The sequence below is a fragment of the Eubacteriaceae bacterium ES3 genome (genome assembly GCA_030586155.1).
GTDB lineage: Bacteria > Bacillota > Clostridia > Eubacteriales > Eubacteriaceae > Acetobacterium.
Genome location: CP130741.1, coordinates 1,834,306 through 1,860,138 on the forward strand (window position 1 = coordinate 1,834,306; position 25,833 = coordinate 1,860,138).

Annotated in this window: 22 protein-coding genes and 1 riboswitch; of the genes, 1 reads left to right on the forward strand and 21 read right to left on the reverse strand. The window is 40.9% G+C overall.

Annotated features, from left to right (window positions below):
- Positions 1-114 precede the first annotated feature (114 nt).
- From Q5O24_08355 to Q5O24_08440, 18 genes are all read right to left on the reverse strand, one after another.
- Positions 115-1,257, reverse strand: a complete 1,143-nt coding sequence (locus Q5O24_08355) for an ABC transporter substrate-binding protein (GenBank protein ID WKY46398.1) — start codon at positions 1,255-1,257, stop codon at positions 115-117.
- A gap of 80 nt (positions 1,258-1,337) precedes the next feature.
- A complete protein-coding gene (nth, locus tag Q5O24_08360) occupies positions 1,338-1,973 on the reverse strand; it encodes an endonuclease III (GenBank protein WKY46399.1) in 636 nt (211 codons plus the stop codon).
- Positions 1,963-2,322, reverse strand: coding sequence for a cupin domain-containing protein (locus Q5O24_08365; GenBank protein WKY46400.1), 360 nt, complete (start codon positions 2,320-2,322; stop codon positions 1,963-1,965). Before Q5O24_08365 ends, nth begins: the two co-directional genes overlap by 11 nt.
- Positions 2,323-2,331: 9 nt before the next feature.
- Positions 2,332-4,554: a transglycosylase domain-containing protein gene (locus tag Q5O24_08370; GenBank protein ID WKY46401.1), complete on the reverse strand. Its 2,223-nt coding sequence runs from the start codon at positions 4,552-4,554 to the stop codon at positions 2,332-2,334.
- Positions 4,544-5,434, reverse strand: coding sequence for an RluA family pseudouridine synthase (locus tag Q5O24_08375; GenBank protein ID WKY46402.1), 891 nt, complete (start codon positions 5,432-5,434; stop codon positions 4,544-4,546). The genes Q5O24_08370 and Q5O24_08375 overlap by 11 nt, the downstream gene beginning before the upstream one ends.
- 348 nt (positions 5,435-5,782) lie before the next feature.
- A complete protein-coding gene (locus Q5O24_08380; protein ID WKY46403.1) occupies positions 5,783-6,784 on the reverse strand; it encodes a 4Fe-4S binding protein in 1,002 nt (333 codons plus the stop codon).
- A gap of 12 nt (positions 6,785-6,796) precedes the next feature.
- Positions 6,797-7,375: an electron transport complex subunit RsxA gene (rsxA, locus tag Q5O24_08385; protein WKY46404.1), complete on the reverse strand. Its 579-nt coding sequence runs from the start codon at positions 7,373-7,375 to the stop codon at positions 6,797-6,799.
- A gap of 15 nt (positions 7,376-7,390) precedes the next feature.
- Positions 7,391-7,984, reverse strand: a complete 594-nt coding sequence (locus Q5O24_08390; protein WKY46405.1) for an electron transport complex subunit E — start codon at positions 7,982-7,984, stop codon at positions 7,391-7,393.
- A 10-nt stretch (positions 7,985-7,994) separates the two neighbouring features.
- On the reverse strand, positions 7,995-8,618 hold the full coding sequence (locus Q5O24_08395) for an RnfABCDGE type electron transport complex subunit G (GenBank protein WKY46406.1): 624 nt from the start codon (positions 8,616-8,618) through the stop codon (positions 7,995-7,997).
- Positions 8,618-9,574 (reverse strand): RnfABCDGE type electron transport complex subunit D, encoded by a 957-nt coding sequence (locus tag Q5O24_08400; GenBank protein ID WKY46407.1) that lies wholly within the window; start codon positions 9,572-9,574, stop codon positions 8,618-8,620. The genes Q5O24_08395 and Q5O24_08400 overlap by 1 nt, the downstream gene beginning before the upstream one ends.
- Positions 9,575-9,585: 11 nt before the next feature.
- Positions 9,586-10,917 (reverse strand): electron transport complex subunit RsxC, encoded by a 1,332-nt coding sequence (gene rsxC / locus Q5O24_08405; GenBank protein WKY46408.1) that lies wholly within the window; start codon positions 10,915-10,917, stop codon positions 9,586-9,588.
- 411 nt (positions 10,918-11,328) lie between these two features.
- Entirely contained in the window at positions 11,329-12,759 is a 1,431-nt protein-coding gene (locus tag Q5O24_08410; GenBank protein WKY46409.1) for an aminopeptidase, read from the reverse strand.
- A 13-nt stretch (positions 12,760-12,772) separates the two neighbouring features.
- Positions 12,773-12,943, reverse strand: a complete 171-nt coding sequence (locus tag Q5O24_08415; protein ID WKY46410.1) for a DUF896 domain-containing protein — start codon at positions 12,941-12,943, stop codon at positions 12,773-12,775.
- Positions 12,933-14,258 (reverse strand): methionine gamma-lyase family protein, encoded by a 1,326-nt coding sequence (locus Q5O24_08420; GenBank protein ID WKY46411.1) that lies wholly within the window; start codon positions 14,256-14,258, stop codon positions 12,933-12,935. Before Q5O24_08420 ends, Q5O24_08415 begins: the two co-directional genes overlap by 11 nt.
- Before the next feature lie 13 nt (positions 14,259-14,271).
- Entirely contained in the window at positions 14,272-15,231 is a 960-nt protein-coding gene (miaA, locus tag Q5O24_08425) for a tRNA (adenosine(37)-N6)-dimethylallyltransferase MiaA (protein ID WKY46412.1), read from the reverse strand.
- A gap of 1 nt (position 15,232) precedes the next feature.
- Positions 15,233-17,242: a DNA mismatch repair endonuclease MutL gene (gene mutL, locus Q5O24_08430; GenBank protein ID WKY46413.1), complete on the reverse strand. Its 2,010-nt coding sequence runs from the start codon at positions 17,240-17,242 to the stop codon at positions 15,233-15,235.
- A gap of 179 nt (positions 17,243-17,421) precedes the next feature.
- Positions 17,422-19,803: an endopeptidase La gene (gene lon / locus Q5O24_08435; GenBank protein WKY46414.1), complete on the reverse strand. Its 2,382-nt coding sequence runs from the start codon at positions 19,801-19,803 to the stop codon at positions 17,422-17,424.
- Between the two features lie 22 nt (positions 19,804-19,825).
- The gene (locus Q5O24_08440; GenBank protein ID WKY46415.1) at positions 19,826-20,248 is read right to left on the reverse strand and encodes a MarR family winged helix-turn-helix transcriptional regulator; all 423 of its coding nucleotides are present in this window, start codon (positions 20,246-20,248) and stop codon (positions 19,826-19,828) included.
- 336 nt (positions 20,249-20,584) lie between these two features.
- On the opposite strand from Q5O24_08440, the gene Q5O24_08445 reads away from it, so the two are divergent.
- Entirely contained in the window at positions 20,585-21,340 is a 756-nt protein-coding gene (locus tag Q5O24_08445; GenBank protein WKY46416.1) for a peptidylprolyl isomerase, read from the forward strand.
- Between the two features lie 23 nt (positions 21,341-21,363).
- On the opposite strand, the gene Q5O24_08450 is transcribed toward Q5O24_08445, so the two are convergent.
- From Q5O24_08450 to Q5O24_08460, 3 genes are all read right to left on the reverse strand, one after another.
- On the reverse strand, positions 21,364-22,620 hold the full coding sequence (locus tag Q5O24_08450; protein WKY46417.1) for a helix-turn-helix transcriptional regulator: 1,257 nt from the start codon (positions 22,618-22,620) through the stop codon (positions 21,364-21,366).
- A 22-nt stretch (positions 22,621-22,642) separates the two neighbouring features.
- The gene (locus Q5O24_08455) at positions 22,643-24,172 is read right to left on the reverse strand and encodes a helix-turn-helix transcriptional regulator (protein WKY46418.1); all 1,530 of its coding nucleotides are present in this window, start codon (positions 24,170-24,172) and stop codon (positions 22,643-22,645) included.
- A 385-nt stretch (positions 24,173-24,557) separates the two neighbouring features.
- Complete coding sequence (locus Q5O24_08460) at positions 24,558-25,619, reverse strand: S8 family serine peptidase (protein WKY46419.1); 1,062 nt, start codon at positions 25,617-25,619, stop codon at positions 24,558-24,560.
- 73 nt (positions 25,620-25,692) lie between these two features.
- Positions 25,693-25,774: riboswitch (cyclic di-GMP riboswitch) on the reverse strand.
- Positions 25,775-25,833 lie beyond the last annotated feature (59 nt).

Consider the following 25,833-nt stretch of genomic DNA (forward strand, 5'->3'; position numbering starts at 1 on the left):
TTGTATTTAGAGCAGACGATAGATAACTTGCTATGCTCTGTAAAACAATAAAATGGATATAGAAGAGTGACCTCTTCTATATCCGATATCATGCCAAGAAATATTTTATTCTAATTAATTGACAACCTGAGTCTCAAACTTCAGTTCGCCCTGATCAACGCGAATAATAGTAACTTCCTTGTCTAATGGATCTCCGTTTTCATCAAATTTAAGAGTTCCTGTTACACCTTCATTTTCAGTTTCTGACAATGCTGTGATGATTGCATCTGCTTCAGTTGAACCAGCAGCGCTGATTGCCTGAGTCATAACATAGACAGCATCATATCCTAAAGCAGCAAATGAATTTGGTACTGAACCATACTCATCCTGATATGCGGTAATAAAGCTTTGTACCAGTTCAGATGGTGAATCAGCTGCGTAGTGATTGGTAAAGAAGTTATCCTGTGCTGCGTCAGCATATTCTTCCTGGATACCATCCCATCCGTCAGCTCCCATGAATGTAGCAGTAATACCCATTTCTGAAGCTTTCTGAAGGATTGGACCAACAGTCTGAACATAATCAGGAACAAATACAATTTCTGGATTCAGCTCTTTAATCTTAGTTAACTGAGCACTGAAATCTTTGTCAGTAGTACCATAAGATTCAGACCCAACAATTGTACCGCCATTAGCAGTAAAGACTTCTTCAAAAGCTGCGCTAACGCCTTCTGAGTAAGGGTTTCCTGTTCCTACCATTAATGCTGCAGTAGTTGCACCCAAATCATTAGAAGCGAAGTTAGCTGCGGCTTTACCCTGATAATCATCAAGGAAACAAGCTCTAAAGATATTTGGAGCATCAACAGTAACATCAACAGCTGTAGCAGTTGGTGATAAAACTGGCATATTATCTGCAACCATTAAATCTTTCATGGCCAGAGTTTCGCCACTAAGTGTTCCACCGATAACGGCAACCACTTCATCCTGATCTCTTAAACGGTTGTAAGCATTGATCGCTTCTGTTTGGTCAGCTTTTGAATCATAAGCTACCAGTTCAACAGTTTTTCCATCAATTCCACCCGCTTCATTAATTTCATTAATCGCCAGTTGAGCACCTTCTGACGCAGATGTTCCATAAATGGCAGCATCTCCGGACATTGGTCCGATGAAACCAATTTTAATCACTTCATCACTTGAGGTAGATGAAGAGCATCCTGCAAATACTGATACCGATAGGATCAACATTGCAGCAAGAAGCATACTGATAATTCTTTTTTTCATTCCTTTTTCCTCCTAATAAAATATCTATCGTTAATCATAAACTATTATTAAGAAAAACACAAGAAATAATTAAGCTGACTTCAGATCATTTCTTTCTGCTCGTAGCTGCAAAATTCGTTTAATTCACAAGCAGAACATTTGGGTTTTCTAGCTGTACAGCATATTCTGCCATGCCAGATCAGCCAATGATGGGCGTTTGACCAGACTTCCTGGGGCAGTAATGCTCTGAGTTCCTTTTCAACGGCTAAGACACTCTCCCCTTGAGCCAGACCAATTCTCCTGGCTACTCTAAAAACATGGGTATCAACCGCGATTGCCGGTATTCCGAAAGCATTGCTCATAACAACATTAGCCGTTTTACGACCAACACCGGGAAGGGAAGTTAATTCATTCATCGACTGCGGCACATCCCCGCCAAACTCTTCAAGTAGTTTCTGACAGGTTAAAATAATATTTTTTGCTTTGGTATTGGCCAGACCACAGGTGCGAATTTTCTTTTGCAGTTCTGCTTCTCCCAGTGAAAGTATTTTTTCGGGAGTATTATATTTTTTATAGAGTTCTTCCGTGACAATGTTGACCCGAACATCTGTACATTGTGCTGACAGGATGGTAGCTACCAGCAACTCAAAGGGGCTAGTAAAGTTCAAGCCACATCCGGCATCCCCGTAGAGACTTTCCAATGTGGCTATCACTGCGTTTAATCTTTTAGTTGTCAATGCTGTCCTTAAGAATTAAGGCGATAAACTCAAGATCCTCGTCGCCAGTGTTTAAAACACTATGGCTATGTCCGTCCGGTGTTACCATCACATCACCCGGAAAAACAGCGACTTCTTTGTCATCATCAGTCACGAGACCCTGACCTTTTAGAAAAACATAAATTTCTTTCTCGCCATGATGGGGATGGTCTCCAATTGAATCACCTGGCTTTAACAAAGTCTTTGAAAACAATCTGCAGTTCTTCCCCAGTATCATTTCATCAGCAAGATGAGTCAGTGCGACCTCACCACTGCCGCCCCGCATATTGCTTCTGACTTCCTTCTTTAACATCTCTTTTTTGAAAATCATAATATCCTCTTATTCTGAAACAGGTGTTTCCGGTTCTGTTATCGGCGTATCCGTGTCGGTTGTTGCATCACCTGTATCGGTTGGTTCTTCCGGTTCCACTGGTTCTTCCGGTTCCACCGGCGTTTCCGGCTCCGTTGGAACTTCCGGTTCTACAGGGGTTACATCCACATCTTCTTCGGTGTCGGTCGGAGTTTCGGTGTCGGTATTCTCATCAGTCGGGGTTTCTTCAGTCTTTTCTTCTTCTTTATCTTCAGTCACCGTCACACCACTGCCGATTGAAGTTACATTTGTGACTGAACCTTCGTTAGAAGTTCTGGTCATTTCTGTTGTGGTTAATAAGTCCTGATCAATAACCATACCCATATAATTACCATAGATCCCGGCTGCGATATAACTTCCACCTGATAATACCGTGTTGGCCGGGCTGCCAAGCCAAATCGTTGTTGAAAGGTTCCCCGTCACTCCGGTAAACCATAAATCCTTGTTATCATGGGTTGTACCAGTCTTACCGGCAGTTGTGTAAATCTGTGCTGCCGCTGATCCAGTCCCGTAATTAACAACATCTTCCAGGATATCCATCATCGTTGTTGCCGTAGTATCAGACATAACTTTTCGGGTAACCAGGCCAGCTGTATCCTTAGAATAGATTACCTCGCCGGCAACGGTCTCTATAGACGAGGTAAAATATGGTTCATTGTAAACACCACCATTATTTAAACAGTTAAATGCTGCCGCCATTTCGTAGGGTTTAATTCCGTAGGTCATCCCTCCAAGTGCGGTTGCCAGGTTATAATCTGTATCAACGAAAGTTGATATTCCCATTTGCTCCATAAAAGTAATTGCTGAATCTATACCCACTTTATCAAATACTTTTACCGCTGGAATATTGTAAGAATTTATCAGCGCCTGCCGAACTGTCACATTTCCGTGATAACCGTGGTCATAGTTATTCGGTGTATAGGAACCGTAAAAAGTCGTTTTGGTATCGGCGATTAAGGTATTGGGGCCAATCAGCCCTTTATCGATACCAGCTGCATAATATAAAGGTTTGATATTTGATCCCGGCTGCCTGGGGGTATTGGCCATATCAATCTGGGTATTCCCGCCATAATAAGCCTTTACTGCACCATCAAGGTCGATGGTTACCACCGCTCCGGTTTCATCATCTGTTAAACCGTAATCTTCAAGTCCAACCTGCAGTGAATTTATCGCATCCCCCTGCATATTGGTATTAATTGTTGTGTGGATATTATATCCGCCGCTGGCAATGGTTTCACGAATGTATGAAATTGCATCATCTTCTGAAATACCACGTTGCTGCATAACAGATGGGGCCTGATTTTCTGCATATTCCTGCAGGGCCATATTTACAAAAGCTTCATAGCCATCCACAATCTGGTCGTCATTGTTAATCGTCTCCGGGTCCCTGATGACCAGTTCCTCGGCGTATGCCGCATCGGCCTCTTCCTGACTAATATATCCCTGATCCACCATCCGTTCGAGTACCTGAAGCTGTCGCGCTTTGGCAGCCTCAAAATCAGAGTTAGGTGCATAAGCACTTGGTGCCTGGGGTAGGCCAGCCAGCATAGCTGCTTCTGCCAGATCAACTTCCGAAACACTCTTATTAAAATATGTTCTGGCTGCTTCTTCTATTCCATAGGCACTCGATCCGAAATATGTTTCGTTAAAGAACATCTCCAGAATCTGGTCTTTTGTATACATCTCTTCCAATTGGAGGGCAATAGAAATCTCTTTTAACTTTCTCATCAGCGAATCCTGAAATGTCTGCTCGGAAGCTATGTCTGGTAAAAACAGGGTTCTTGCCAGCTGCTGAGTGATAGTACTAGCTCCTGAACTAATCCCACTGCTGGCTACATTCGAGAAAAAGGCACGCACTATCCCAATTGGGTCAATTCCCGAATGGGAATAGAATCGCGAATCCTCGACAGCGACCAGCGCCTGCTGCAATTGAATCGGAATCTGATCAATGGTAACATTGGTTCTGTTTTTAATATACAGTTCCGCTATTACTGCATTGTCAGCACTATAAACATAAGTCTTATCTTTTGCAGTATATTCGTATCCCGAAATATCCATCCGGTTCGCTGCGTAAATTGAATACATGAAACCGCCACCGACTAATGCCAGTACCAATAAGACAAGCAATATGGTGACCAGAATATGTCTTTTCTTCTTTTTTCTTTTAATTCCTTTTTTTTCCTTAACGCTCATTCCTTACCTCTTCATCCTTATTCAATAGCTTTCGCTGTAATTCTAACATATTCTGATGCATCTCTGCCTTAAAATGAAAATCTCCTCGCAAGGGGAGTTTAATCTTTAATTCTGAAGCATGCAGGGCCTGATGGGACATCCCAAGCTTATCACTATAATCTTTTGATGCTTCTGTCGAGTACAGGGGGTCACCAATGATTGGTATTCCCAAATGATGCATATGCACTCTAATCTGATGGGTACGACCGGTTTTTAATTCCAATTCCATTAAACAGGCATTTTCACATTCTGCTACCAGCCGATAATGGGTTTCGGCCTCCTGACCGGTTTCAGAAACCACCCGAATAAATGAATCTTCATTTAACAAATCAATCGGCGCTCTGATCACCCCCTGTTTCTTTTGAGGTTTTCCATAGACAAAAGCCAGGTAGCGCTTCAGTGTTCTTCTGTCACTCATTTGCTTTTGAACATAATGATGCACATACTTATTTTTTGCCACTGCAATTAAGCCTGTTGTATCACGGTCCAGGCGATTGATAAAACGGACTTTAGCCTGAACATCATTTTCCTGCCAATGATAACTGATGTAGTTTGCCAGGGTATTATCCTGATGGTTTCCCGTGGGATGGGTAATACAATATGATGATTTATTAATGATAAGAATTTCTTCATCTTCATATACAATAGCAAATTCAGAAGCTGTTGGAATACCGTCCAGCTTTTCTTCCGGCATGGTAATCTCGATCTGGTCGCCTTTTTTTAATTGTCGATTGACCCAGCAGTTTTCACCGTTAACCTGCATCTGACCATTTCTCTTAATTTCTCGAATCAGTCGACTGGAATAATCATAGCGATTGATCAGTTCGTCCTTTAAAATCATCTCATGGGATTTTGAAACCGTATATTTGTACTTTATTGCGATAATGCTGCCTCCCCTGTCTGTACTTAAGTGTAAATTTTTTTATAAGTGTAAAAATTTCCAATCCGACTCTTCACGCTTCATAATATCAATAGAAAAAAGAATTCATCACAGCTGTGATGAAAAGCGATTTAGAGCAGACTTTTTTACTTAATTTATTTTAACAGATTTAGACGTTATTTTATACAGATTTCCTAAAAAAAACATTAAATTTTAATTTTTTCAAGCCCAATACAAGAAAAAACCTTATAAATTCAATAGCTGAATTTATAAGGTTTTTATGACTATTAATAAAGAAAATACTTTTAACTACTTAACTTTATTTGGTCTCATTTCAATTGCGTTTTTACGACACTTGTCGAAACAGATACCGCAGCCAATACACATATCGTGATCAATTACATATGGTGGCTTCTTAATCTCTCCAGTGATTGCATCGACTGGACAGTTTTTAGCACACAAGCCACAACCGATACAGTTTTCGTCAATAATATAAGCCGTAGTTTTACCATATTCCAGGTCACCTGAAATACAGTTCATTGGGCACTTATCGACACATTCGTAACATTGACGACACTTGTCGTAATCGATAATGGCGCAGTTGTTTTCTACTTTAACAGCATCAAAGCGACAAGCTTTGACACAAGCACCACATCCGATACAGGCTGTTTTACAAACCAATCTTGCATTTTTACCACGATCGTGATTATTACACTCGATTCTCACTTCCTGTGCAGCAGGAACCAGTTTCATAATACTCTTAGGACAAGCATCGATACACTTACCGCATGAGGTACATTTTTCCGGATCAACCGCTGGCAGACCATCTTCGCCCATTACAATTGCATCGAAGGGACAGACACTTTTACAGGTGCCATAGCCCATACAGCCATAACGACAGCCTTTATTTCCGCCGGAAGCAACCATCGCTTCACGACAATCCATCTCGCCATAGTATTCCGCACGGTTAGGAGCATTTTCACATGAACCCTGGCAAATCACTGTCGCAACTTGTTTGACAGAAGAACCAGCTTCCATTCCCATGATGGCAGCAATAGCTGCGGCACAGTCCGGACCGCCAACAGGACAGTCATTAATACCAGCTTTACCTTCAACAATATTGGTAGCTAAGGCGTCACAACCAGGTAGTCCGCAACCACCACAGTTAGCACCTGGTAAAGCCGCCCTGACTTCTGGTACTCTGGGGTCTACATACACTTCAAACACTTTTGAAGCAATCGCCAAACCGACTCCAAATACAAGTCCAAAAACACCAATCACACCGACTGGAACTAAAATCGCATTTAACATTTAATACCTCCCTTAACCCAGTTGCATTCCGGAAAAGCCCAGAAAAGCAATCGACATTAAACCGGCGGTAATCAGAGCAATTGGAAATCCTTCCAGTGATTTCGGAACAGCTGATGTTTCAAGTCGTTCACGAACACCGGCAAACAGAACAATTGCCAAGGTAAAACCAAGCGCTGCACCAATCCCATGGAATACAGTTTCAATAAAATTATACTCATATTGAATATTTAAAAGCGCAATCCCTAAAACCGCACAGTTAGTGGTAATCAGAGGAAGATAAACCCCTAATGCCTGATACAGTGAAGGACTGGCTTTTTTAATAACCATTTCCACCAGCTGAACCAGTGTTGCAATAACCAGAATAAAGGCGATTGTCTGCAAATAGCCAAGATTTAAGGGGTCGAGAATCGCATATTGAACCACATAGGTAATAGCAGAAGCCATCGCCAAAACAAAGGTAACCGCCGCACCCATACCAGCTGCTGTTTCAACCTGTTTGGAAACACCCAAAAACGGACAGATTCCCAAAAATCGGGAAAAAATAACGTTATTAATAAAAATTGCACCGATAACGATAAAAACTAAATTCATTCTGTTTTATCCCCCTTATGCTTTCTTTTTTGAAAGGAAATTAATTAATCCAATCAATAACCCCAGTGTTAAAAAAGCGCCTGGAGGAAGAATCATCAGTAAAACCGGTTCGTAAGATGCACCAAACAGCGACATACCAAAAATACTGCCAGCGCCCAAAATTTCACGTACGGACCCCAATATAGTTAAAGATAATGTGAATCCCAGACCCATACCTAAGCCATCGGCAAATGAATCAGCAATGCCGTTAGAAAAAGCAAATGCTTCAGCACGTCCTAAAATAACACAGTTAACAACAATCAGGGGAATAAACAACCCGAGTGAAGCATCCAGTGCCGGTAAATAGGCTTTTAAAAGCATTCCAACAATCGTTACGAATGAAGCAATGATTACAATAAAAGCCGGAATACGGATACTGTCCGGAATGATCTTACGCATTGCCGATATAACCACATTTGAACAAATTAAAACAACCATTGTTGCCAGTCCCATTCCCATTCCATTCATTGCTGACGTAGTGACCGCAAGTGTAGGACACATACCAAGTAAAAGGACAAAAACAGGATTTTCTTTGATAATTCCTCTTGTTAAATTCTTTCCAAAATTCATTGTTTTCCTCCTATTTCGTCATTTCCTGGTAAGTTGCAATGGAAATATTCACACCATCAGTAACCGCTCTGGATGTTATTGTTGCACCAGTGATTGCCTGAATTTCATTTCCACTTACGCCTGTTTTGGAAACGGCTACTTCTTCAGTTGCAGATAAACCTTTGTACTGATCTCTAAATCCTTCTGTTGTTGCGAGAGCACCCAAACCCGGAGTCTCATTATGACTTAAAATCGTAATACCTGAAAGTGTACCGTCAGCACTAATCCCAGTCAGAACTTCAACCGTACCACTAAAACCACTTCCTGGTGCCGTTTTATAAGTATAACCGACAACCTCCGAACCATTCATTCCAACAAAAGCTTCAACCAGTTCTTCCGCTTTTTCAATACCAGCTGCCGAACCAAAAGCTGCCAGTTCTTCAGCATCCACAGCTTCAAACGATGTTGCTTCAGGCAAAACTTCCTGACGGGCTTCAATATTAGCTTGCTCGTTCATTTCAGCAATAGTGCCTTCGGTCATGTAATTAGTCAGGGCCAAAAAGCAGGCAGCAACAGCTGAGATAATGAAAAGAATCATTCCAAGCTTGAAAACCACGCCCCAATCGATTTTTACTTTAGCTTCAGTATTTTCCATTATGCTTTGGCCTCCTTCTTGGTTTTAGTAACGCCATAGACCCTATCTTTTGTAAATCGTTCAATTAAAGGTGCAGCCAGATTCATTAACAGAATAGAGTATGAAACCCCTTCAGGATAACCACCAATTTTTCTGATAATCATGGTAATCAGACCACAGCCAATTGCGTAAATAATCTGGCCTTTAGCAGTGACAGGAGAAGATGCATAGTCAGTTGCCATAAAGAAAGCACCTAACATCAAACCGCCTGCCGAGATATGAACTAGTGGATTGTCACCAAAAAACACGGCTAATATAGCTACCGTAGCAATATAAACAACAGGAATTCGCCAGCTGATAATACCGCGAATAATCAGGTAAACACCACCTAAAAGTAGAGCTAACGCAGAAATTTCACCGATACAGCCGTAAACTCCGTTTAATCCTGTAAATAAGTCCAGTGTAGTTGGCATAGAGGCCAGCTCTCCAGATTTTAAAAGTGCTAATGGTGTTGCCGTAGTCACTGTATCAGATACTGGAATATAGGCTGTTGAAGTCATTCGGGTTGGCCAGGATGCCAATAAAAATGCTCGAGCTGCAAGAGCCGGGTTCATAAAGTTCTGTCCCAGACCGCCAAAACATTGTTTAACAATAGCGATAGCAAAAACAGATCCAATAACAGCAATCCACCATGGCGCACCAATTGGTAAATTGAAAGCCAGAAGAACACCGGTAACAACGGCACTCCAGTCATTGATTGTAACAGGTTTTTTTAATAATTTTTGAATAATAGCTTCTGTTATAACACAGGAAATCACGCAAATAGCCACTAATGCCAAGGCCCAGACACCAAACACATAACCGGCCACAGCAAGCGCCGGCAAGAGCGCAATAATGACATTCTGCATAATACTGGCGGTTGAATGATTAGCCCGAATATGTGGAGATGAGGACACTGTAAATTTTAATTCGTTCATCAATTCTCCTCCTAATTTCCTTTTCTTCTCTGAGCAATAATTTCACGTTTCGCAACTCGAATAGATGAAATCAGTGTTCTTTTTGCCGGACAAATATATGAACAGCTACCACATTCGATACAATCCATGACATTGTTCTGCTCACATTTATCCCAATTGTTTCTCTGCGAGTATTCCGCCAGATATAATGGCTGCAAATGAATTGGACAAACAGTCATGCATTTTCCACAATGTATACAGTTTGAAGGCTCAGGAATTTTTGTACTTTCTTTGGTCAGACATAAAATACCGGAGGTTCCTTTGATTACTGGAACATTGGTCTGGAACTGAGATACACCCATCATCGGACCACCCATAATCACTTTACCCGGATCTGAAACAAAGCCGCCACACTGGTCAATCACAGACTGAAGTTCAACACCAACACGAACTTCAAGCGTTTGAGGATTTTTAATGGCATCACCGGTACAGGTCAGATTTCTTTTAAATAGAGGTAAACCGGTTTCCATAGTTTCTGCAATTTGCGCTGCTGTACCGACGTTTAATACGACAACGCCTGCATCTGCTGGTAGCCCGCCTGACGGCACTTCACGCCCTGTTACAGCGGTGATCAACTGTTTTTCTGCCCCTTGCGGATATTTGGTATGTAATGAATAGACTTCAATACCCGATTCCGAGGAAGCTGCTTTAACCAGCGCTTCAATTGCGTCATTTTTGTTATCTTCAACACCAATGTAGCCCTTAGTTACACCCACCGCCTTCATGGCAATTTTCAAACCCATGACAACCTTTTCAGGTTTAGATAACATCAGGTGATGATCCGCTGTCAAATAGGGTTCACATTCCGCGCCATTCAAAACAATACAATCCACATGTTTATCTGGTGGTATGGCAAGCTTTACATGTGTTGGAAAGGTTGCTCCCCCAAGACCAACAATACCGGCTTCAAGAATCATTTTCTTGATCGCATCTGGTTCCATGTCTGCCAAAGATCCATACGGTTTGATTTCCGGATCGACTGTATCCAGTCCATCGGACTCGATCACAACTGCTTTTACCAAATCCCCATTTGGATGAGGTTTTTCCTCTACAGCAATGACTTTACCGGAAACACTGGCATGAATCGGCGCAGAAACAAAACCATTTGGTTCCCCGATTTTTTGGCCAAGATAAACTTGATCGCCCTTTTTCACTACTGGTGTACACGGTGCACCAATGTGCAAGGACATGGGAATCGTCACCACTTTTGGCGCATCGCCAAAGCCCAGGGGAACACCAGCAGTGCTCTCTTTCCCATAAGGCGGGTGGATTCCTCCATTAAAGGTTCCATGTTTTACATCCATCTTACGTCAAACACCCCTCAAAATTATTTTTCCATACAAGAATTTTCCCAATATTAGTCTAGAGATATACTTGTATATATGAGTTGTATCATATCATATTCTCATCAACTTTTCTATATCTATTAAAAAAATTGTTTAAAATTCTACCCTGTGTGTTTTGGGCTATAACATTCGGATACATTTTTTTGTGTAACATGGATTATTTTGTCCTAAAAAACTTTAAATTCTCGTAAATTATTTGTTTTATATTAAATATGCAAATTATAGACGTGAAAATCGCTTGGATAATCATCAATGTTATTAGATGCTAACACTTTGCGTCATTTTTTTTAAGTAAAAAACTGCCCTCCAGTTCGTCACCGATAAACCAGAGGGCAGTATTTTTTTAAACTTTAACCAAACCTGATTAAATTAACTGTTTTTCAAAAATTCGCGATAGCCTTTGTAAGTCATAAAAACGTCGATTTTCGACGATATCTCAAATGGGGCGTGCATGCTTAAAAGAGCCGGACCACAATCCAGAACATCCATTCCATATTCGGCTAAAATATAAGCGATAGTTCCGCCGCCGCCGAGATCGATACGTCCCAGCTCACCCATTTGCCAGACAACGCCGGCATCATCCATCAGCTTTCTCATTTTACTCACAAATTCAGCATGGGCATCATTCGAACCGGATTTCCCGCGGGCGCCGCCGTATTTTGATAATACGATTCCTTTGCCAATATAAGGGGCGTTGAGTTTATCATGGGTGCCGCTATAATTAGGATCAAATCCCGCTGTTACATCAGCAGACAGCATTTCTGACGACATCAGGCATCGTCTTAAAGTCAGTTCGGGTTTTTTCTCACCCAGCAGATCAATTATTTCTGCCACTGAATTTTCAAAAAATCGCGAATGCATTCCGGTATTTCCGACACTGCCGATTTCTTCTTTATCGGCCAGGATCACACATTGGGTACGCTTAGACTTATCTTCCTGATCCAGAATCGCTCTAAGCGCTGTATAAGCGCAAACGCGATCATCCTGCCCGTAACCGCCGATTAGACTTTCGTCGAAGCCAACGTTTCTGGCTGCTCCTGCCGGTACAACTTCCAGCTCGGCAGTAGCAAAATCTTCCTCAATAATCCCGTATTTATCGTTTAAAATCTTTAACAGATTGGCTTTTACGCCTTCTTTTAAATCCTTTTCCGGGTATGGCCGGCTGCCGATTAAAAGATTCAGACCTTCACCGGTAATCGCCTCACTGAGTTTTTTGCCATTTTGCTCTTGTGACAGGTGGGGCAGCAGGTCGGTGATACAAAATACCGGATCAGCCGCGTGCTCGCCAATTGAAATATCAACTGAGCCGCCGTCCTTTTTCATAACTGTACCGTGAAGTGCCAAAGGGATCGTAACCCAATGGTATTTTTTAATGCCACCGTAATAATGGGTTTTGAATAAGCCCAAATCATCTGATTCATATAAAGGAGAAGGTTTTAAATCCAGTCTTGGCGCATCGATGTGAGCCCCGATAATTGCCATCCCTTCAGCAATCGGTTTTTTCCCGATATTAAAGAGGATGACAGTCTTATTTTTATGAACCGCATAGACCTTATCGCCAGCTTCCAGCTTACCCTTTTTAATCGCTTTTTCGAGCGGACGATATCCTTTTTTCTCAGCCAGGGCAATGCTCATTTTAACCCACTGACGTTCTGTCTTCCCGATCGTCAGAAACTCCAGGTAATCATCTCCAAAGGTTTTCAGTTCTTTGTCTTCGGTAAAATCCTTCCAGGCAGAATCCCAGTTCTTTTCCAGTTTTTCTTTTAGCAATGTTCCTTCTGATTTTTCTTTCTGACTCATCTTTACCTCCCTGTCAATCGACTATTTCTACCTGACTCAGCTGCTCTTTTACATTTTTTCTGACCGCTTCAAGATAGGCCGCCCGCAGCGTCATCTGTTCATCCAATTCATCTTCGGTTAAACCGACAGATTTTTTCTTTCGTGCCAGTTCATTAATTCTATCAATATTTTCTTTAGTTATCATTTTGTACCTCTTTTTCTATCTTTATTAACTTTTCTTGCTGTAGACGGGAAAGACTCAGCATCAGGCCCATTTTGCCGTGGGCATAGGTTAATCCCCCCTGGAAATAAACAATATAGGGTGCTCTCATCGGTGCATCAGCAGATAGTTCGATAGAGGAACCTTGTATAAAAGCACCGGCTGCCATAATCACCGGATCAGCATAGCCTGGCATATCCCAGGGTTCAGGTGTTAAAAAACTATCCACCGGTGCCGCTTCCTGGATGGCCCGACAGAAAATTTTCACTGCCTCAGGACTACCTAGTTTAACACTCTGTATGATATCACTGCGATAGGAATCAACTTCCGGACAAACCGGATAACCCAGAGTCCTGTAGGCCGCCGCCACTAAAACCGCTGATTTTAATGCCTGAGCGACAACCGTTGGAGCCAGGAAAAGTCCCTGCAATATCGTTCGGTTAATCCCCAGCGTCGCCCCAGTTTCCCGGGCCACTCCCGGAGCTGCCAGACGACAGGCCGCCAGGTGAATCAGATCTTTTCGTCCGGCCAGATAACCGCCCGTCGGAGCCAATCCGCCTCCGGGATTCTTTATCAGCGAGCCTGCCATCAGGTCAGCACCGACTGCGACCGGCTCTTTGCTATCCAAAAATTCGCCATAACAATTATCAACAAAAATTATCAGATCTTTTTTGACAGCTCTGATTTTTCTGATCACTGCTTCCATTTCATCAAGGCTAATAGCCTTGCGCCAGCCGTAACCGGTTGAGCGCTGAATATAGATCATTTTTGTCCGATCATTAATGGCTGCCAGAATAGCAGCTTCATCAAACGCTCCTGATTCCTTCAATTCAATCTGATTATATTGAATCCCAAATTCTTTTAGGGTTCCATGCCCCTGGGATTTGTCATTAAGCCCGATTACCGTTTGGATGGTATCGTATGGAAGTCCGGAAATGGCCAAGAGTTCATCACCCGGTCTTAACACCCCATACAGACCTAAACTGATGGCATGGGTTCCCGATGAAATATGAGGCCTGACCAAAGCATCCTCGGCGCCAAAAACATCAGCAAAAATACTTTCTACCGCTTCTCGTCCTAGATCATCATAGCCATAACCTGTCGCTACGGCAAAATGCCGTTCACTAAGCTTATGTTTTTGCATGGCAGCAATTACACGATACTGATGCAGTTCACCCAACTCATCGATAGCCTTGTTTTTACCTGCTACCTGCTTCTCAATTTTTTCGACATACTGATAAACTGTTTCATCTATATGAAACTGATTCTTTAAAAACGTATTGATTGTGTCTTCTTTCAAATTTGCTCTTTCCTTATATTCCTTTTTCTTTAATTCCTGCACGATGTATGATATCGAGGCATTCTGTCACCAGTTGGTCGACGGTTTTTGATAAATCCATCTTGAGCCAGTTAATCCGACCATCTTTTCTAAACCAGGTCATCTGGCGTTTGGCAAAATGTCTGGTATCCCGCTTTAGTATTTCCACCACTTCTTGAAGCAATGCCTGATTTTCATAATAGGGCCGTAACTCTTTGTAGCCAATGGCTTTCATGGCTCCCAGATTCCAATCATATTCACGTTCCAGTAACATTTCACCTTCTTCTAAAAGGCCATTTTCAATCATCTGATCGACCCGGGAATTAATCCGGTCATAGAGGATTTCTCGTGGCCAGTCAATACCAATCAGGTGGTAATTAAAAGGCAAGTCCTGATTTTTATTCTGTTCGTCTAAATGTGATTTCGGCTTTCCCGTTACCTCAAAAATTTCCAGGGCCCGGATGACCCGATTGATATTATTGGGATGGATTTTTTCGGCACTGACCGGATCAATTTCCTGGAGACGTTCATAAAGATAATCGCGGCCTAAAACTTCAGCTTCAGCGGTCAGCCGCCAGCGGACCTCTTCATCTCCGGCTTTTTTTTCAAAATTCCAGGGTAAGGTCAGGCTATTGATATAAAGGCCGGTTCCGCCAACCACCATCGGAATTTTATTCCGCTCAACAATCTCCCATATCTTTTGCGTTGCCAGGTCCTTGTAGTCTGCAACACTGAAATCTTCGTTAGGCATGACAAAATCAATCAGATGATGGGGAATCCCCTCCATCTCTTCTTCTGTCACCTTGGCGGTCCCGATATTCATAAATTTGTAAATCTGCATGGAATCAGCAGAAATGATCTCCCCACCGATTTTTTTCGCGACTTCCACACCTAATCCAGTTTTACCACTGGCTGTTGGTCCCAGAATCACAATCACGTCCGGTTTGTTTTTCATTTTACACCACCCGTTTAAAGAGTTTCATCAGTTCGTATTCTTTAAGTCGTAAGATAATCGGCCGGCCATGAGGACAGGTAAAAGGATTATCAAGCTCCATCAACCGCTCCAGCAGGACTTTTATTTCCGATTCCGATAAAGCCTGGCCGCCCTTAATTGCAGCCTTGCAGGCCATAGTAATCAGTCGGTTTTTAATCGGCTCTGCAAGGGGGTTTTTATCCTCCCAGGCAGCAAAGCCTGTACCGCTGTATTCTGCTATAAAATCTTCTAGGAATGACAGTTCCAACGTTTCGCCTAAAATGATCGGGACACTGCGCACTAAAAGACAGGCTTCGCCAAATATTTCTGTTTCAAACCCCATCTGTTTAAAAAGTCCCAGGTTCTCTACAACCGCTTTTTTATCTTTGGGCCGAAATTTTAACGTCAGGGGTGACAGCAGCTGCTGAGACGGAATTGCATGGTCTCCGGCAAAAATAGACTCAAACTCCTGCGTCAGAAAGGCTTCATGCGCGGCATGCTGATCGATTAAATAGACCTGATCCTGTGACTGCAGTAAAATATAGATATCAAATAACTGCCCGATTAATTTCATTTTTAAAAAGTCAGGCCGTGGCAAACGATTCTTGGACACCGGCTTTTGGCCGATAAAGTCACTAGAATCCTGGACCTGCCCTGACTTCTGATAATTAATTCTTTCTTCCATTATCTGATTTGAACAGCCAGCTTGAGGAATCGCTTTATCTTCGATTTTGATTTCCGGTAGAACAAGATCTTTTTTGGCTATTATACTATCTTCTATTATATGCTTATCTTTTAAGGCCTTTGCGTAAAGGCTGTTCTGCGTTTCTTCACCCGGGATTGTCAGGCTCGCTGATGAAGTCGGTTGAGTCGATCTTTTATCTGTAGCGCTTTGACTGATATCTTCATCTGCCAGCTTTTCTTTCTTTTTAATAAAAGAATCCTGAATCACCTGGGGCTGAAAATCCGGCTTTTCTTCTTGTTCCGCTTTCACAACTTCAGCAATATCGACCACCAGATTTGCCTTTTTTAAGTGTTCTCTGATTCCCTGCCTAAATAGAATTTGAATCAAGCTCTGATTTAGGATTTTGATTTCAGTTTTAGCCGGATGAATATTGACATCCAGCATCCGACTAGGCAAATCGAGAAAAATAATCCCCAAAGGATGGGTGTTTTTCATCAGATAACCGGAATAAGCCTCCTCAAAGGCATCGGCCAGGGCCCGACTTTTAATAAAACGCTGATTGATAAAAAAGATCTGATCTTCCCGGCTTGCCCGAGTCGTTTGCAGATTACCGATAAAGCCTTTTAAAAGCATAGGCTGATTTTCGTATTCAAGCTCAATCAGATTTTGTGACAGGTTTTCACCGTACAGTAAACTGATTACCTGCAATAGACTGCCGGCACCAGTGGTGTCCATAATGGTTTTACCTCTGGAAATTAATGAAAAATCGATCTGAGGATGTGAAAGGGCCAGTTTGTTCAGTAAATCTTTAATCAGCAGTTCTTCCTTCTGGTCTCTGGCCAGATGTTTTCTACGGGCTGGTGTATTATAAAATAAGTCGCCGATCCGGATTTCTGTCCCACCTGAATAAGCGCAAACCCGCTGATCAATAAGCCGTCCTTCTTCAAACTCACTGATACTGCCCATCTCTTCATCAAGGCTTTTGCTTGTAATGGTCACCTTGGAAACGGCCGAAACACTAGAAAGCGCCTCACCGCGAAAGCCCAGTGATGTTAAGACTTCAAGGTCTTCAAGCCGTGACAGTTTGCTGGTTGCATGGCGTTTAAAGGCCAGCGGAACTTCTTTATAAGCAATCCCGCAGCCATCATCTCTAACTGTTATGGACTGTTTTCCCCCAGCTTCCAGCGTGACAGCAATCTTTTTTGCCCCGGCATCAATTGAGTTTTCAACCAGTTCCTTGACAACCGAAACCGGACGAACAATTACTTCCCCGGCTGCTATTTTGTTAATGGTCTCCGCACTTAACATTTTTATACTCATGTCCTAAATTATAACACGAAGTCAGAGATTTCTCTAACATTTTTAAGCCCTTTCAGTTACATCTAATATTTATTAATCGCTTCTATAAAAAAATGAAGCCGGAAAACCGGCTTCATTTCGGAGGAGTAATACGTGTTTTAGCAACTACAGTTAGTTCATCTATAAGTTTAGTTAATGTTTAGCGTCGCTTTTGTTTCGTCTTCGGGACGGTTGAAAATCAGTTTCGGTTCCGGCAATTCTATGCCAAGTGCCTGTTTTAAAACTTCTTCAATTGAGCCACAGTATACAATTTCCAGCTCATTACGAACTTCTTCTGGAATATCAGCTACATCTTTTTCATTTTCTTTAGGAAGCAGTACTTTTTTAATACCGCTGCGATGTGCTGCAATAACTTTTTCTTTAATGCCTCCAACTGGTAATACCTGACCACTAAGCGTAATTTCTCCGGTCATTGCCAGTTTTGAGTCCACCGGCTTGCCAATAATCAGTGAGGCCAGAGCGGTCGTTAAGGTCACACCGGCAGATGGGCCGTCTTTAGGAGTCGAACCTGATGGGACATGGATGTGGGTATCATTTTTAAAGAAATCAAATCCATCAGCCAGATCACCCAGGCGTCCTCTAATTAAACTCATGGCAATGGTGGCACTTTCTTTCATCACGTCACCAAGCTGTCCGGTTAAGGTCAATTTGCCGTTACCTGGCATTAAGCTGGCTTCCGTAAAGAGAATCTCTCCACCTACTGCGGTCCAAGCCATTCCAGTAACCACACCCGGTTTATTATTTTCGCCGGCTTTTTCATGGCGTCTGGTTTTATTACCTAAGAGATCACCCAAGTTTTTATCAGATACCACAAATGGCAGTTCCACAGTTTTTGAAACAATCTTTTCTGATACGACTCGGGCAATTTTTGCCAGCTGTTTAGTCAGTCCTCGAACGCCGGCTTCGGCGGTATAATTTTCAATGATCAGCTCAATAGCTTCCGGATCAAACTGTAACATTTCATCGGTTAAACCATGGTCCTTCAATACTTTAGGAATTAAATGCTCACTTGCAATATGACGTTTTTCTCCATTAGTGTAGCTTGACAACTGGATGACTTCTGCACGGTCTAAAAGCGGACCAGGAATAGTGCTTAAATCATTGGCTGTCGCAATAAAGAATACTTCTGACAAGTCGTAGGGAACTTCCAGATAATGATCTGAGAAAGTTGAGTTCTGTTCGGGATCCAAAACTTCCAGTAAAGCAGCTCCCGGGTCGCCTTGATGTGACATTCCCATTTTGTCAATTTCATCCAGGATAAAGACAGGATTTTTAGATTCAGCATTATTGATGCCTTTAATGATTCGTCCTGGCATTGCACCCAGATAAGTTTTTCGATGACCACGAATTTCTGCTTCATCTCGAACACCGCCAAGACTTGCTCTGACATATTTACGATCCAATGCTTCGGCAATACTCTTACCCAGGCTGGTTTTCCCGGTTCCCGGAGGTCCCACAAGCAAGAGGATTGAACCCTGTTTGTCTTCTTTTAATTTCATCACGGCCAGATGCTCGATGATTCGTTTTTTAACATCGTCAATTCCATAGTGATGTTCATTTAATACTTTTCTGGCATTGTCAATGTCAATTTCTTTATGCTCACTGGTCCACGGAAGTTCTAACAGCAAATCCAGATAATTCATAATGACATTGCTTTCACCACCGTTTGGTGGCGAATTTTCCAGTTTACGGACTTCTTTTAAAGCAACTTTTCTGATTTCTTCCGGAAAATCTGCTTCGTCAACCCTTTTACGGTAATCAATTTCTTCTTCAAGTTCTGCATCCATTTCACCCAGTTCAGCTTTGATGTTCTTCAGCTGTTCACGAAGCATTGCTTCACGGTAGGTTTTATCTCGTCGCTGCGAATATTTACGGCTGATTTCCAGCTGCAGGTGAACGGAATCTTTCTCTCTAATGATATAATCAATGAAACTTAAGGTTCTTTCTTTTAAAGAGTCAATTTCTAATAAATCCTGTTTATTCTTCAAAGAAATTCCCATCATTGGAACGGTGTATCCCATGATTTCTTCAAGTGAGCCTAAGCCATCAATGATATTCAGGAAATATTCTGCGCCCTTAAAATTATGGCCCAGCTCTTTCATCAGTCCTTTAATATAGATGATCATTTCCTGCTCTTCATCCTCGTTAACATCCAGTATATCCGGTTGTTCAACGTAGGAAGCGGTAATCTGTTTTTCTTCAAATTTGAAATCCAGAGTTTTAACTCGGTTAATTGTGGTAATATCGATAATGTATCCATTATCTGATTTCTGAATATTGTCAAATTTCATTAATACACCAATTCGATAAAAGGAATCAGCAGTTAGTTGTACCAGACCTTTATAGTCAGTGGTTGACAACCCGATTGCCAGGGTGTTGTTTTTTATAATCAATTCTTTTATATTATTGCCAATTTCATCATTTACAAAGATTCGATTAGAAATCCCCGGGTAAATGACTGTTTCCGTGATCGGAATAAGTGGTGCGTTTTTTACTTCAAAAGTATTCATTTTTCTTCCTCCTCTTAAAGACCTAACTGAGAACCTTGTTAAGCAGGATAATAAACTGCTTCATCTCATCTTCGGTCAGATTTTCCTGAATACGTTCAATTAATCGCAATTTTGTTTTTTCTTGTGCTCGGGCTATGGACTTGCCCTTTGGTGTGAGGTAGATATAAAAAACTCTGCGATCTTCTGCAGATCGTTCACGATACACGCAGCCCTGGGAGATGAATCGACTAATCGTTTCGGTAATCGTTGGTTTGGAATTATTGGTCTCCTCAGCCAGTTGACTGAAAGTGACCCGATATCTCGCATCAATGATCTTTAAATATTTAATCTGATTGGATGTCAACTCCTGCGCCTGACAAAATGACTTTTCTGTATCGAGAAATTCTGCTTCCAGTTCATGTAGTCGCTGATAAACTTCATACAAATCATTTTTCTTACATATCATGATCTCACCCTTTAATTTAGTTAGCATTTACCTAACTATTGATTTAATTATAGTGAAATACTATGTAAATGTCAAGTTTGTTCAAATTTCGTGAAATTTTTTAAGGTTTTATTAATAATCATTCTATATTATTTCTACCCCTTTCTCTTTTCCTAACGCATTACCTATAAAAAAAAACTGCAATTTTTGCCAGACAGTGCAATTTTCAAAGCTTAGGCTCACCTATCTATATATAGAATAAAAACTTAGGCCATCGTCTTTGGTGTTGACAAAAACCCGCTCGCAAGCTATGATTTTAAGAGTAACAAAATTATTTTGAATATTAAGGAGAATATAATGGAAAAAACCCCTTTAGCTACTGTTGAAGGTAAAGAAATTTATTCAACAGACCTCGAGAACCTGATTAAACAATTACCCCAGGAGCAGGCACAACAGTTTCAAACCCGCGAAGGCCGACGTCAGTTACTGGAAGAATTAGTGGCTCAGGAGCTATTCTATCTGGAAGGAAAAGCAGCCAAAGCAGATGAAACCGAAGAATTTAAAGCTATGGTTAAAGATGCTGAGGAAAAACTTTTAAAAACTCATATGATTGCCCAGTTCATGATGAATATATCTGTCCCTGATGAAGAAGTACAGAAATTCTACGATGAAAACCCAGATCAGTTTATTGCACCTGACAGCATTCGCGCTCTTCATGTACTGGTGCCAACAGAAGAACAGGCGGCACAGATTATTGATGAAATTAAAGATGGCAAAACTTTTGAAGATGCTGCCAAAGAATTCTCTGTTTGCCCCTCAAAAGATCAGGGCGGTGATTTAGGCTACTTCTCAAAAGGTAAAATGGTACCGGAATTCGAAACTGCGGCTTTTGCTCTGGAAGTTGACGAAATGACTGAAGTACCAGTACAGACGCAATTTGGTTTCCATATCATCAAGGTTGTGGACCGAAAAATTTCTGAAACCATCCCCTTTGAAGCTGTTAAGGAAAATGCCCGCAATTTCCTGCTGCGCGAAAAACAAAACCGATCTTTTATCGGAAAAGTTGAAGAATTAAAAGGAAAATATAAAGTCGATATGAAATCTGCTTTTTAAATGCCAAAGCCCCGTGATAATTATCACGGGGCTTTTTTAAACCATTTTTCAATTTCTTCTCGAGAATAAATGTAAACAGATTCGGGCAGGTGCCTGACAAACTCATTGAAAGCCTTGTTAATCCCGAATTCATTAATCCTGATACCAGCTATTTTTTTTGCATGATGACATTCAAAAATGATTTCAAAGTCCATTGATTCTTCATTATACTTAAAAACAATCGAATTTTTACCACTGATAAATTGATCGCGCAGTAAAAAAACAGAAGGTTCATTTTCACCGTCAGGCAATATCTGTTCATAAAGACTTCTTCTAGCCATCTTATTTTCAGGATCTTTTTCTTTAAGAAAATCGATTGCCTTCTGGGCGATCATATATTCTCGCTTTTTATTTTCATCTTCATGAATAAAGCAGGCTCTGGCATTGATCGGACACTGGGTTTCTACCCTGTTAATAAGCGATTGGGACTGGCGAATAATTGAAGTTGCCTTATTTTTATAGTAATCAATGACTTCCGGGCGGTCAACAATAACTGCCGACTTTAAATCGTCATCGATTAAGAGCAGATTCGAAGATGTAATAAAATAGTTTGGCATTAAAATACTCAAATCTGTTCCTTTTTTAGATGCCGTATAATAATAATATGGTTCAAATTTGATATTTTTAAGACAACCTAACATAAAAGCTGTCTCTAACGCCTCAAGATTATTCTCCAACTTTTTATTATTGACTATCGGAATTAAATTTTGGACGACTCCCCCGGTTAAGTCCATATAGTCCATCCGCAGCAGCAACTCGTTTAAAAGATCATAGTTTTCTCTCAGCGACAGGATCACATGGGCCTCCTGTTCACGTTGCATTTCCTTAAACAAAAGATTTTCAATTACTGAAATGACCTGTGTATTGCCCTCAACAAACTGAAGTGGAAGTTTTTCTATTTCATAATTTAAGGGCAGTCGCGTGCTTTTTAAAAAGTCTTTTTTGCTGTCCTGAAAGCTGCTAAGTGTTTGCAAAAGGTCCATAAATTTGTAGTGTTCATTATAGCGATAAAGGCCCTGACTCTCTATTTCAAACAAGGTAAGAAGCTCATAAAGTTTTTCCTGGTCCGGTTTGAAATAGTCCACCAGAATTTTAAAATTTTCTCGGGATAAATTTCTGGAACCAGAAAAAAACTTTTGCAGCTGTGTTCGTTCAATTTCTAATATTTCTGCCAATCCGTAGATGGTCTGGCCATTATCATCCAGTAGTTCTTTAAAACATTTCGATAAGGTATTTTTCATCTGGACCTGCTTTCAATTTAAATCAGCTCGTAGCCGAATTGACATTCTCGACTTTAAATTCACCACCGAGAAAATATCTGTCATGAATCATTTGAAATTCCGGACGTTTTTCATATTTATCAATCAGGACATTCAGCTTTTCTAATGTAATTCTTTCACTGTTAACCCATTCACTAACCGATAAATAGCTGAAAAAATCTTTAAAGGCTGCTCTGATTGATGCCTTCCTTATGTTTATCGATTTAAACACTTGTTTCTGCTTTATGCGATAATGAAATGTTATCTGCAGAGAATTCACTTCATCTGAATATTCAGCAGCATTATTGATAAAAAACAACGTCTCATTGACAACATTAAACTTTCTCTTCCCGCTTGCCAGGTCATCACGCACCAGCTTTAAAAAGGCCAGCCTTTCCGGAGGATCAACTGTCTCAGACACTGATTCAGGCAGATAAAGCTCCCCATTTTCCATAAATATTTCAAGATACTTAAAGGAAAAAACATTCTTCATTGCCTTCCCACTTTTCCTGAGATTTGAATAAAAGCTTTTTGCAAACGGTAATAGTGCCTGGTAAAAAGGAAAATCCTTACGTACTTTATCTTCTATAAATAGGTCCGTAAAATAGTGGGCGAAACAGGGAATGGGCTCAAGAATTACACGAGGTTCATACTCCAGATCAAAAGCGCTGTATATCTGCAGTGGATTATTATTATCGATGATTAATTGTTTAGTTTGCGAAAACAAAGCATTAAATCGAGAATTGTAATAATCCAGTTTGTCCTGAGTCCGATACCTGACCCCCAGTTTAAAGTCCGGTGATATGACCATCACCTCTGTCGTTGTCAGTATAAAAAAGACCACACCTGATTGATTGCTTTTAATATTCTGGTCCTGAATCATCATATAATTTGCATCATATGTCACATTTTCAAGCAGAGAAATACCAAGCAGAAATTTGAGCGTACTCAATGCCTGATCTCCCTGACTATTTTCTTCTTCAGTAAAACAGACTATATCCTGTATTATTAATCGTTTTCTGTTTCCCATCATTTCATGGAATAAATAATGATACAGGAAATTCTGATCGCTGGAGGATACCAGCTTAATCCTTGGCTCTTCTCTGAAATAAACTTCGCGATCAATGACCTGATGCATGAGGGCAATGATATTCTCCAAACCGTAAACGCTTTTGTTCTCTTCTAAAATCTGTACATCGTTAATATCGATGGATTTGGTGTCGATATTTTTTTTAATCGGGATCTCATATTCAGTCAGTTCAGAAATCAGTTCGATCAGTTCTTTAATCGTTTGCCTGTTCTGATAGATCTGCATTCCACACTTTTCCATTTCCAGCAGGTCCAACAGCTCGTCTTCATCGGGCTTAGACAGCTGCAAAACCTGACTGAATCGACAGAGAAATTCACGGGTTGGCAGACGCTTTCCAGATTTTATCTTTTGAATCGTCGTGCGATCCAAGTGTCCCATTTCAGCAATTGATTGGACACTCTCGCCGTATTCATTAATCAATTCTTCTATCCGTGTCTGCAGCAAATTTCTCACCTCCTCTGAAACTGAAAAACAAAAGTAATAAATGTTTAACAAATGTGCTTTTTTGTTGATACATATTCACTATTAGATATGAGATATTTTACCAAATATTTAAGTTAATTTCAATCTTAAAGCAACAAATTTAGATTACAAAATCGACGATTTGTAACTTTTACTGCCCAAAATCTCCTGAATTATTCATAAATTTTTATAAAAAAATGTTCTATTTTTAAACATAAACGTTTTTTTGCAACATTCAGTTTCTTATTAGAACTTTTTCCACTCAAATTTTAAATATAAAAACGATTCTGATAGATAATATCAGAACCGCTTAAAGACTTTTCATACTTGCTTTTATCTTGTCAGGAGCGCTTTTTCTTCTTATGTCTTATAAGGACTGACCTGCTTCCAAGCTAGCCTGTGAGGCTACATATGTAAAGGTCATTCGATTTTTAACAACTTCCAAAGCCTGAGCGGCCTGAATTTCTCCAGCACCAAATGCCAATTCAGAATCGGTGAAGTCTTTAGCTGTGTCTTTTAAGATTGATTCTACATCTTCAGCAGTCAGGGAAGGATTCTGAGCCAATAAGCTGGCTGCGATTCCAGAAACGATACCGGTTGAGAATGATGTTCCGCTTTCCCATACATATCGGTTATTGATTGATAATAAAGTCAAGCTTTCGCCTGGTACATAAACATCAACTGCATCATTTGTCTGTGAGAAAGCTGCGATTTCGCCATCTTTTCCAACTGAACCAACTGAGATAACGCCGGGGTAAGAAGCTGGGTAGTAGTAAGGGTCAACGCCATCAACTTCTTCACCGTGATTTCCAGCACCGGCGATAATGATTTTGCCCTGTTCAATTGCGAAGGCAATTGCCTGTGCCTGACGTTCATTATAAACATTTGAGCCGAAGCTTAAATTAATGATGCGAACTTCTTCACGATTTGCTGCATCCATGATTGCTTCATAAACTGCATCGTTATCTAAAGATGCTTCACCAACCCGGTAAGGAGCGATTTTTACATTTGCTGTTCCTGCTGCGCCGGCAATTCCGATTCCGTTATCTGCTAAAGCGGCGATTGCACTTGCAACCATTGTGCCGTGTCCGTCAGTGTCTGTCATGTCTGAAGTATTCTTGATGTAGTCATAACCATCAGTAATGCGTCCGGCTAAATCTTCTGCACTTAAATCCAGGCCAGTATCTAAAACTGCAACAACTATTTCATTATCTGTATCAACTGCATTCCAGGTATTGTTGATGCCAATTTCTTCCAACTGCCAGGCATTTCCCAAGTATGGATCGTTTGGTGTGCTTCCGTTTTCGGCTGCAAAGGCAATACCGGTTGAAGCTGAACTCATCAGCAAAACTGCTGCGATTGAGGATGTAACCACTTTTTTAATATTCTTTTTACTGTTATTGATGATTGCATTGATTTTAGTTTTCATTTTTATCTCCCCTTCCGGATAAAAGAGCTTTGCTCTGCCAGTTTGCTCTTTTTAATCTTTCAGGAAAGATATACTTTGCAACTGGCTGCCATATAAATTACTTAGGCCCTATAGCTTTGCGCCCTCACCTTTCGATGAGTTTGCCAAATATTCAATTTTTATAGTTATTTAAATTTTTGTAAGTGCCTTGTTACACCATCATAATATCCTATGC

Bases quoted from the DNA above. Each gene is read 5' to 3' on its own strand.
- Q5O24_08355 (WKY46398.1), bottom strand. From the start codon at position 1,257: ATGAAAAAAAGAATTATCAGTATGCTTCTTGCTGCAATGTTGATCCTA.
- Q5O24_08365 (WKY46400.1), bottom strand. From the start codon at position 2,322: ATGATTTTCAAAAAAGAGATGTTAAAGAAGGAAGTCAGAAGCAATATG.
- Q5O24_08370 (WKY46401.1), bottom strand. From the start codon at position 4,554: ATGAGCGTTAAGGAAAAAAAAGGAATTAAAAGAAAAAAGAAGAAAAGA.
- Q5O24_08375 (WKY46402.1), bottom strand. From the start codon at position 5,434: ATGATTTTAAAGGACGAACTGATCAATCGCTATGATTATTCCAGTCGA.
- Q5O24_08380 (WKY46403.1), bottom strand. From the start codon at position 6,784: ATGTTAAATGCGATTTTAGTTCCAGTCGGTGTGATTGGTGTTTTTGGA.
- rsxA (WKY46404.1), bottom strand. From the start codon at position 7,375: ATGAATTTAGTTTTTATCGTTATCGGTGCAATTTTTATTAATAACGTT.
- Q5O24_08390 (WKY46405.1), bottom strand. From the start codon at position 7,984: ATGAATTTTGGAAAGAATTTAACAAGAGGAATTATCAAAGAAAATCCT.
- Q5O24_08395 (WKY46406.1), bottom strand. From the start codon at position 8,618: ATGGAAAATACTGAAGCTAAAGTAAAAATCGATTGGGGCGTGGTTTTC.
- Q5O24_08400 (WKY46407.1), bottom strand. From the start codon at position 9,574: ATGAACGAATTAAAATTTACAGTGTCCTCATCTCCACATATTCGGGCT.
- rsxC (WKY46408.1), bottom strand. From the start codon at position 10,917: ATGGATGTAAAACATGGAACCTTTAATGGAGGAATCCACCCGCCTTAT.
- Q5O24_08410 (WKY46409.1), bottom strand. From the start codon at position 12,759: ATGAGTCAGAAAGAAAAATCAGAAGGAACATTGCTAAAAGAAAAACTG.
- Q5O24_08415 (WKY46410.1), bottom strand. From the start codon at position 12,943: ATGATAACTAAAGAAAATATTGATAGAATTAATGAACTGGCACGAAAG.
- miaA (WKY46412.1), bottom strand. From the start codon at position 15,231: ATGAAAAACAAACCGGACGTGATTGTGATTCTGGGACCAACAGCCAGT.
- mutL (WKY46413.1), bottom strand. From the start codon at position 17,242: ATGTTAAGTGCGGAGACCATTAACAAAATAGCAGCCGGGGAAGTAATT.
- lon (WKY46414.1), bottom strand. From the start codon at position 19,803: ATGAATACTTTTGAAGTAAAAAACGCACCACTTATTCCGATCACGGAA.
- Q5O24_08440 (WKY46415.1), bottom strand. From the start codon at position 20,248: ATGATATGTAAGAAAAATGATTTGTATGAAGTTTATCAGCGACTACAT.
- Q5O24_08445 (WKY46416.1), top strand. From the start codon at position 20,585: ATGGAAAAAACCCCTTTAGCTACTGTTGAAGGTAAAGAAATTTATTCA.
- Q5O24_08450 (WKY46417.1), bottom strand. From the start codon at position 22,620: ATGAAAAATACCTTATCGAAATGTTTTAAAGAACTACTGGATGATAAT.
- Q5O24_08460 (WKY46419.1), bottom strand. From the start codon at position 25,619: ATGAAAACTAAAATCAATGCAATCATCAATAACAGTAAAAAGAATATT.